The following is an 8,585-nucleotide window of genomic DNA, read 5'->3' as shown; positions in this document are numbered from 1 at the left end:
TCCGGATCTGTTGGCTTCTCCGGATCTGTTGGCTTCTCTGGTTCTGTTGGCTTCTCTGGTTCTGTTGGTTTCTCCGGCTCTGTTGGCTTCTCCGGATCTGTTGGCTTCTCTGGTTCTGTTGGCTTCTCTGGTTCTGTTGGCTTCTCTGGTTCTGTTGGTTTCTCTGGTTCTGTTGGTTTCTCCGGATCTGTTGGCTTCTCTGGTTCTGTTGGCTTCTCTGGTTCTGTTGGCTTCTCTGGTTCTGTTGGCTTCTCCGGATCTGTTGGCTTCTCTGGTTCTGTTGGCTTCTCTGGTTCTGTTGGTTTCTCCGGATCTGTTGGCTTCTCCGGATCTGTTGGCTTCTCTGGTTCTGTTGGCTTCTCTGGTTCTGTTGGTTTTTCCGGCTCTGTAGGTTTCTCTGGATTTGTTGGTTTTTCTGGCTCTGTCGGTTTCTCTGGATTTGTTGGTTTTTCTGGCTCTGTAGGTTTCTCTGGATTTGTTGGTTTTTCCGGCTCTGTCGGTTTCTCTGGATTTGTTGGTTTTTCCGGCTCTATTGGTGGCTTTGGTTTTTCTGTCTCTGTATTTTCCGTATTACCATTCTCACCCTCCGTTGTAATTGGTGGGTTTACAATTGTATCTGGTTTCTTCTCTGGTGGAAGAATATCACCTATACTCGCTACTGAAGAATCAATATTTTGATCACCGAATGCAAAATGATCTCCATTCACGGTGACTTGTGGCTTATTATCCGTAATAGCTGCAATCACGTTGTCTTTTGCTGTATCTTGAATTGATTTATCTGTCGTTTCTTTATCAAAGAGTGCTAGAACACGAGAAGTGGTGTCATCCCCATTTTGAAGATTACTTACAATAGATTTTTCCTTAAAATTAATTTTTGATTTATCCAGCTCTTCGAGTACATAAGCAACTTCATTATCCTTACTTTGAATTGCATTCTCTGTAATTGCTTCAAAATCTTGTTTGTTCAGATCTTCTTTCTTTTCCTCCGGCTTATTCTTATCTACCTTTTTTGTAATAGCTGATTTACTTTTTGTTGATTCCTTACTTCCAAACCAACTGCAACCTGTCGTACTTAATATCAATGAACCACCAAGAAAAACAATCCCCATTTTTTTGTACAGATTCTCATAATTTAAAGGCATGTTATTCTCTCCCCCTTAGATGTTCTGTAGATCTTTATCAATTTTTTCAATCTTAGCTTTCTTTTCCTCTTCACTTATCGTAGACTGCTGAATATCTCGTTTCTCTAATTCTTTGACCTCTTTCATTACATTTTTATTTCCTTGCGTTTTGGCAAAGGAATAACAATCCTCATATTTTTTTAGATTTACAAAGGCTTCAACAATGAGTTTTTCACGTCTACCATCCATATTGACTTTCCCCTTAAGTTTGATTACCTCCTCATATTGCTTATTAAGCGCTGCCTTTTCAAAGTCGATCACATCATTTTTGACATCAATTTCATTGATTTTATTCATATTGTCTATCCCAATAAAATAAGCAACTACACTTTCTGCAAATTTCGGCTCATATTGTAATGCCTTATTTGCCTTTCCATTTAATAAATAAGTAAATAAAACTGCCTTCTGACTATCTTTATCTAATTCTGTGTAATTGACCTTATCAAAATATTTAACGGCTTCTCCATACTGTTGAATGGCTGCCTGTTGTAATCCTTTTACTACATATTGTTCCGAACCAGCATTTGCACTCGAAACTGGTTCGGAAGAGAATAACTTAAAGGCAAATATGGCACCAGCTCCAATTAACACCACACTTCCTATGACACTCGCAATAATCTTGAGTCCTTTTCTATTTTCCTTTCCAGGCTTTATTTGTGTTTTTACTTCATCCGATGGACTATAAGAGGGTTCTTCCTTCTTTTCTGATGATTCTTCTTGATATTCATATTCTTCATGAAAAGGAGAATCATTGATTTCCCTTTCTAACGTGTCTAACAGCTCCTTTTTTTGTTCCTCTTGTTCCGGATCTAATTGCATCACATTCATTTTTTTAGAAATGTGATCAAAAATGTGATCTGCATATCTCGAACCAAGTGATAACGTACCGTTATAAATTTCATTAGAATGACCATCTAACAAATCGAAATCAATATGTTCTTGCCGCCCTGCCTCTCTATAAACTCGTTCTAATCGCTTCGTTAAGATATAAGCTTCATGAAACGAATATTGCTTACCCGACTCAATTTCAGTTCCATTGCTACTCTTAAAAATGACAAACATGGCTTCTCCTTTCTTCCGTTTAATTTAAGTTCACTTCGACTGATCTCTTGAATTACTATTTTCAGCTTTATTGGTTGCGTACTTATGATAGATACAAAAAACAGAAATCAATACCCATATAACGATGAAGAATGTCAAAGCTCTTAACAGACCTTCTGTTGTTGGTACTGTCATAATCGGTTGTATATTACCAATAACCGAAACGCTCTCCAATACACTTGGTAATCTCATAATTAACACCCCAATCGCTTAATGAAACTAAAATTCTATGAAAAAAAGGCAACAAAAAAAGCCATACCCTTTGCATAGCTCCCTCATTGCCTTATTTATATTTGTTCACTATTTCATCCAGAAAAACGGGAATAAGATTTGACCAAATTTCACATTGCTATTTACGCTTTCTGCTAAGTATTGGCATCCCATTACGATCACAAGTCCGGCTGCCCCACCAATAAACCACCAAATACATTTATGTCTTCCTCGTTCACCACCCCAAATTAATAGATAAGCGCCCCAGCAAAATACAATCGCTGTACTAACCATTGCCCCTCTTTGCATCCATGTAATAAATGAATTCCCCGTATTAATTAGACCATCCATCGCATCACCTAACACTAACATTTGAGATAATGTTTCCAACATTGACATATACATTCACTCCCTTTTCATTTTTAAATACTTATACGTTACTAAGCTGACTTGATTCATTCGCCTTGCTGTCTTCTTTTACTTCTGTTGATGTTGCCTTATAAGCTTGTAAAGCTTTCATTACTAAATCTTGATTTTCTTCAATGTATTTCTGATGATGTAAATGAAGCCAATGGTTATAATCCTGACCATTGGCTCTTAATAGGTTTGCTACCATATCTTTTTCTTTTTTTAATTCCCTCTGTGTAATCGCCACTATATCACCACCTTTCAATGATTATGTGATTACTTCTGATATTGTTCTTTGCAATTTTTAACAAAAAAACTAATTTCTCTTTCAAGCTCTGATGCTTTAATTTCTGACAGCTTAATATCTTTTTTCGGCTTTCCTTTTTCATAGTACGCAAGAGAACTTCGTCTTTGAGATAGTCCCCAATCATGAGGATTGCTGGTACCTGGTATATCCTCACGTTCTTCATCTAACTCGTGTACTTCAACATTTTCTTGTTTAGCTACTTTTTTTACAAAATGAAGCCAATCTTCTCGCTTTTTCTTGTCAGCGCTTAACATAACAAAACCTGTGCCATCTTCACTCATGAACTTCTTCATTTCTAACGGACTAAGTTCCATTACTTCCCCTTTTCCCGAACTAAAGACAAATGTTGAACCAATACCAATTGCAATTAACAGTCCAACAACAGCGGAAATGATCCACCCTTTACGACTCATGTGTATTCCTCCCTATGTCATATTTTTATAAGCGATTTTGAAGTGTGATGAGACACTTTTAAACTCCAACATCTGTCTTTATTTTATAACATTTAAAGGAAAGTGGGATAGAAAATGGAAATATCATTTATGGCTGGAATGACGAACCCTGTATTGGCATGCGTATAGAGACTAATCCCGACCTAGCTTCTATATGCCCAATACCGCACTACGTATTTTGGCGTGAACGTAGAACCTTATGTATCTACTGTTGTGATGTTCCTCGCTTCTTCAGAATGTCAAAATGGGATATTCCTCACGAGTACTGACACAAACAGGTCTTTGATACACTGCATTTCCCAGTGGTCACAGATGAGTTTTACGATCTTACTCACCCAACGATAATCGTATACCTAACCCCTCTAGTGACCTTTCGAAGGGAGGCACGCATATATATTGTATATTTCACCTTTCTACATCATTACTGAAAGGAAGAGATACACAATATATATCTAAATTGTCAAAGAACAACTTACTTTGTGCTATGTTCTCAGCACACTTCAAAATCGCTTTTTTTATTTACATTTTTGTTTGACAGCTACTAATTCCGCATGTTTATTTTTTCGTTTAGCAATTAAGTTTTGATGTTCATCTCTAACCGAGCGCACTTGATAATAAATTTGAGCTACCTTTTCGATGCTTCCTGTGCTATTTTCAATTGCGATGGTACCTTTCAGTTCGTATGTTTTTCCATCAAAAGTTTTAACACTATGAGCTTGTGATGCGGCAATATCATAAAACGTGAGTCTTTTTTCTTTTCCCATATGAACGCCTCCTATTTTTGATAAGGAAGGGAGAAAAACGCTTCTCCCTTGTCTAGTTTTCTAGCCATCTAGATAGGATGAAATAGTGAGCGAGTGCTTCATATCATGCTAGGATTGTTGTGTTGTACGAAGTGATAATGCGTTGTGCTGCCTCTTTTCCGTATATGTGTTGTAATGCGGATTGAGATTCAACTACGATTGAATGCTGAATGTGGTATGTTGCGCTTTCTTTTAAAAACTGCTCCATATGAGGGATTGGGTACAAATCATATTGATGAAATACCAGGTGAATCGGTCTTATATTCTTGCATTCTGTTAGATATTGAAGAAAATTAGATAATGCTTCTCCTCGCTCTTGATACGTACTCATTTCCGTTTCTACACTGATGTACACAACGGATTTATGTTTTAAATCCATTTGTAGTGTTTCATAACCAGTTAATAAATCATGTTTGATGATGTGATACCCTTGTTTTTGTTTTTCGTGATGGGTATCTTCATAAAAGATGCCTTTTGGATCAAAAATAAAAATAAAATTATTGGTTGTTTCCTGTACATCTTCTATGACCGATTTATAAGCTCCAAAACGAGCTTTTATGACACCAGCAATCTTTTCATTCGGTTCTTTTAAAACTCTAATCACTTTTGTATACTTCTTATCTACACCTAGCATACTTTGCACTCCTTCCTAATTTCATTTTCGACTTATAACTAGTACTGAAACTAAAAATACTCTCCCTGTTTCTCGAATTTCTCATATTTTTCTTGCTGCTTATCTAAAATTCGTAAAAGTGTATTGAATGTGCCTTGCCTTGTTTTTTTGCTGATAACGCTAACACGTTAATAATTTGATAGGCCGGATGATCTTTCTTCAATAACTCCCTCAACTCCAAAGGAAAGTTATCTTTTTCTTTTGCTTGTTGTACTAATTCCCTAATCCCTAACCTTTTCTAAATCTGAATAGTATAAATCTCCATGTCATTGATTTAAATACAAAATACTTCCCGCCAATAAATTTGTAGCGGATTCTATCCAGAAATCATACCTTTCTTTCAGCTTGATTGCAGTTTGAGCGATTCAAAATTGCTTGCTTTAATTCTTCAGGCAACAAAGGACCCTTGCACCGCATAACGTCTTCCTCAAGTTTCCCTAAATTCCCTATTTTATCGACATAGATTTCTGAAATCTCATATCACCTCCCTCTTGGTTTCTTATATCTTGCTACCTATCAAAAAAACAACTGTCTAAATGGGCATTACGAGTATACATGCATTTTGAAACCCAATAGTAAAGCTCAGTGGATTTCCATCTACTTCATTGAAATAAGTTTCATATTATTTCATATCACAATTGAAATTTTTTATGGTTTCTTTTTGCAAATACGACTTCAAATAAACCTAGTACGATACATGCAATACCAATCCATTTTATGTATGGATTTCCGGCTTTATCTCCTGTTATTGGAAGAAATATTTCGATTTTCTTTGGTTTTTGTTCTAATTGTTGTTTTATAACAATCTGTTGTGATTTCTCTAATTGTGGAATGACAGGTTTTCCGATTACTTGTGGTTGGTCGGTACCTGTGATTACGGTGCTTCTATTTGCTCCGTTTTTTGTGGATGTGGTGTCTGTGGTGTAGGCGGTGTCGATTCCTTCTAATTCTTCACTGTATGTTTATTGAATTCCGAAATTATATTTTAAAAAATAATTATAAAATTGTACCTTTTATAGATTGTTCATTTACAATATAAATGTATAATTATTTTTCGTGAAAATAATTCATTTCAACTTTGCTCGATAATATGTTGCCAAAAAAAGCTTTTCGACTGGTTCTCCCAAAAAATCCGATATACTTTTTGCCCGACTAGAAATTAAACCCTTTCTACCCGACTCAATATCATACAAAGTACTTACTGGAATTTTAGAACCTTTTGAAACCTCATTAATTGTATAACCCTTTGATTCACGAAATTCTCTTAAAATCGTCAAGTGTCTCACCCCCTATATACAGTTTATTAGTCTTCGAGCCTAAAGTCAACACTTTAAGTTCTTATTTTATACACCCTTAGTGTTGATATATTTTTTTAGAAATCTTATGTTACTATGCAAAATTATAAAATTGGAGTGATGAATAAAATGACAATCGATAAAAATATTGTGGGGAAAAATATAAAAAAATTAAGGGCTATAAAAGGAGTAAGTCGGAAAGAAATGGCTGAAGATTTAAATACTACATATAGAACTGTATCTAGTTGGGAAACTGGAGAAAAAACACCACGCTTAAATAAATTAGAAGAAATTGCTACTTATTTAAATGTCAGTGTGTCTTCTTTATTAAAAAAAGAAATTCCGGATGAAGACCTCTTAAAAAGTATTAAAGGTGAAGATCCAGTTGAGCGTTTAGCCAGATTACTCTATGAACGATACATGAGTGTACCAGATAAACATAAACCCCGTATTGAAGAGGAATTATTAAAATATGCTAGTCAATTAAAAGCGCAAGTTGAACAAGAGGAATAGGGCATCTCCTATTCCTCTTGTTCATAGCTCGCACATAACTCCAAAATTTCACTAAAAGTTTGTAAATCAATTGTTTTCACAATCTCTAATAATTCATTTACGCTTAATCCCATTCTTCCCATTGTTGCCCCTCCCTTTTTTGCTTTTATATTGTGAAAAACAACACATTTTTTTCACAATTCCCCGTCTAAGGATTTATAAAACAGTTTATAAAATCACAAAAGACACCGTTCAAAACGATGTCTTTTGTAAAAATATATATTTTAAATAAAATACAGAAAAATTATCCACCACCACCGGGATCGACCATCATTCTATATACCATATACTGATTCCCAGAACTTTTAGCTTTTTGGGAGTACTGTTGTGTTTCCATTTTACCTAGTGAACTATTCACTAAGGTTAATAACAGTATAGCGGCTACTATTGATACATATAACTTTTTCACCATTTTTTCACCATCCCTTGACAACTAAATTATATTTTCTGCATATTTATCATATATTACTTCTGCAAATTTTACATACAAAAAATCATTATTTACTTTAAACATATCAATAGACTGTTTAATTAAATGTATATCTTGTTTAGCCATTCCCAAGTAACAAGTTTGAAGTGGTGTTAACATTTTTCTTTTTGATCTAATTTCTTCAAGTATATTTATTGCTTGTTGATTTCTTCCCTTTTTAATTAAAAACAAAGCGTATTCAGCTGGGTGTAATCTATCGAAATCAATTTTATTTAAATCTTTCCACCAAAAGATTCTAATGAAGTTAATATCATTTAGAGCTATATTGTATTTTAAACTCCCTTTCGCGCCTTTCAATACATTTAACGCCTCTCGAAAGAAATATAAAGATTTTTTATAGTCAGAAAACATATAGTTTTCTCCGCTCCTAATGTTCAACAAAGCTTCCATAACAGGGAAGAATTCAATATCCTTATATGTTCTTAATTCACCATTTTCTATTACAAATTGTAGAGAGTTATTTTTTCTTAATATTGAATAACTCCAAAGTTCTTTAACCCAAAATCCGTATAAACTCTTTAAGAAAATATTAGTTACTAATTTATCATCTCTAATATTCTTCTCGATTCTTTCCTTATAACCTTGCATTAATCCAAAATCCCCTAAATCACAAAGAATTAACATACTGAGTATATCACAGAAAATTTCTACATCCACATTAGAATTTCTAGCTTTTTGGATATTCAAGTACACTTCTCTGACATTTTTACCTTTCAAACGATCAATATATAAATTAAATATATCTGCAAATCGTTTCAATTCTACATCCTTGCTCTCTTTACATATTCCAGCGAGATATTCAATTAATAATACGTGATCGTTCAAATGAGCAATGGCAAATGCAACTTTAACATTTATGTTTAACCTATCCTCTAAAGTACCTAAATAATCTATTATTTTTTGTTCTTGTTTATCTTTATCATTTGCAAATATGACATAGGCAATTTTTGCAAATGTATATACGGATATCTCTTTATCCCTGTTAATCCAATTAGAGATAGTAGATTTAGCAACTCCAATTTCTCTTGCGAGATCAGTATATGTTTTGTTTTTAGAAGATAAATAATTATCAAATTCCCTAGATAACTTCTTCATGTATTTTCACCTCGTCTT

12 protein-coding genes and 2 pseudogenes are annotated in these 8,585 nt (G+C 34.3%); 1 reads left to right on the top strand and 13 read right to left on the bottom strand.

Annotation, left to right across the window (positions count from 1 at the left end; all coding sequences use genetic code 11):
- The 11 genes and pseudogenes from DOS87_RS18220 to DOS87_RS18180 form a co-directional block, all read right to left on the bottom strand.
- Window positions 1-1,142 (bottom strand): hypothetical protein (locus DOS87_RS18220; RefSeq protein ID WP_208730101.1); only part of this gene is annotated, 1,142 nt, incomplete at its 3' end.
- A gap of 15 nt (window positions 1,143-1,157) precedes the next feature.
- Window positions 1,158-2,243: a hypothetical protein gene (locus DOS87_RS18215; protein WP_098816051.1), complete on the bottom strand. Its 1,086-nt coding sequence runs from the start codon at window positions 2,241-2,243 to the stop codon at window positions 1,158-1,160.
- Between the two features lie 30 nt (window positions 2,244-2,273).
- Complete coding sequence (locus tag DOS87_RS18210; RefSeq protein WP_001239233.1) at window positions 2,274-2,474, bottom strand: hypothetical protein; 201 nt, start codon at window positions 2,472-2,474, stop codon at window positions 2,274-2,276.
- Window positions 2,475-2,582: 108 nt separating this feature from the next.
- Entirely contained in the window at window positions 2,583-2,891 is a 309-nt protein-coding gene (locus DOS87_RS18205; RefSeq protein ID WP_016513605.1) for a hypothetical protein, read from the bottom strand.
- Between the two features lie 31 nt (window positions 2,892-2,922).
- Window positions 2,923-3,147 (bottom strand): hypothetical protein, encoded by a 225-nt coding sequence (locus DOS87_RS18200; RefSeq protein ID WP_001018798.1) that lies wholly within the window; start codon window positions 3,145-3,147, stop codon window positions 2,923-2,925.
- A 29-nt stretch (window positions 3,148-3,176) separates the two neighbouring features.
- Complete coding sequence (locus tag DOS87_RS18195) at window positions 3,177-3,620, bottom strand: hypothetical protein (protein ID WP_098867893.1); 444 nt, start codon at window positions 3,618-3,620, stop codon at window positions 3,177-3,179.
- Window positions 3,621-4,174: 554 nt separating this feature from the next.
- Complete coding sequence (locus DOS87_RS18190; RefSeq protein ID WP_000514061.1) at window positions 4,175-4,423, bottom strand: hypothetical protein; 249 nt, start codon at window positions 4,421-4,423, stop codon at window positions 4,175-4,177.
- A 103-nt stretch (window positions 4,424-4,526) separates the two neighbouring features.
- Complete coding sequence (locus DOS87_RS18185; protein WP_208730100.1) at window positions 4,527-5,096, bottom strand: TraM recognition domain-containing protein; 570 nt, start codon at window positions 5,094-5,096, stop codon at window positions 4,527-4,529.
- Window positions 5,097-5,146: 50 nt separating this feature from the next.
- A pseudogene (locus DOS87_RS30315) lies at window positions 5,147-5,609 on the bottom strand (hypothetical protein).
- Window positions 5,610-5,767: 158 nt separating this feature from the next.
- Window positions 5,768-6,099, bottom strand: a pseudogene (locus tag DOS87_RS30310) (adhesin); the annotation flags it as partial.
- Window positions 6,100-6,202: 103 nt separating this feature from the next.
- Window positions 6,203-6,412 carry a helix-turn-helix domain-containing protein gene (locus DOS87_RS18180; RefSeq protein ID WP_071714091.1) on the bottom strand — a complete coding sequence of 70 codons (210 nt, stop codon included), beginning with the start codon at window positions 6,410-6,412 and terminating at the stop codon, window positions 6,203-6,205.
- Between the two features lie 147 nt (window positions 6,413-6,559).
- On the opposite strand from DOS87_RS18180, the gene DOS87_RS18175 reads away from it, so the two are divergent.
- On the top strand, window positions 6,560-6,943 hold the full coding sequence (locus DOS87_RS18175; RefSeq protein ID WP_000151002.1) for a helix-turn-helix domain-containing protein: 384 nt from the start codon (window positions 6,560-6,562) through the stop codon (window positions 6,941-6,943).
- Between the two features lie 283 nt (window positions 6,944-7,226).
- Here DOS87_RS18175 and DOS87_RS18170 read toward each other — a convergent pair whose 3' ends face one another.
- Window positions 7,227-7,394 (bottom strand): hypothetical protein, encoded by a 168-nt coding sequence (locus DOS87_RS18170; protein WP_000239446.1) that lies wholly within the window; start codon window positions 7,392-7,394, stop codon window positions 7,227-7,229.
- A gap of 21 nt (window positions 7,395-7,415) precedes the next feature.
- Window positions 7,416-8,567 carry an AimR family lysis-lysogeny pheromone receptor gene (locus tag DOS87_RS18165; protein WP_071714092.1) on the bottom strand — a complete coding sequence of 384 codons (1,152 nt, stop codon included), beginning with the start codon at window positions 8,565-8,567 and terminating at the stop codon, window positions 7,416-7,418.
- Between the last annotated feature and the right edge of the window lie 18 nt (window positions 8,568-8,585).

This window comes from Bacillus sp. CR71 (assembly GCF_003429245.1).
Lineage (GTDB): Bacteria > Bacillota > Bacilli > Bacillales > Bacillaceae_G > Bacillus_A > Bacillus_A thuringiensis_S.
This window is presented reverse-complemented; position numbering and strand designations above follow the sequence as displayed.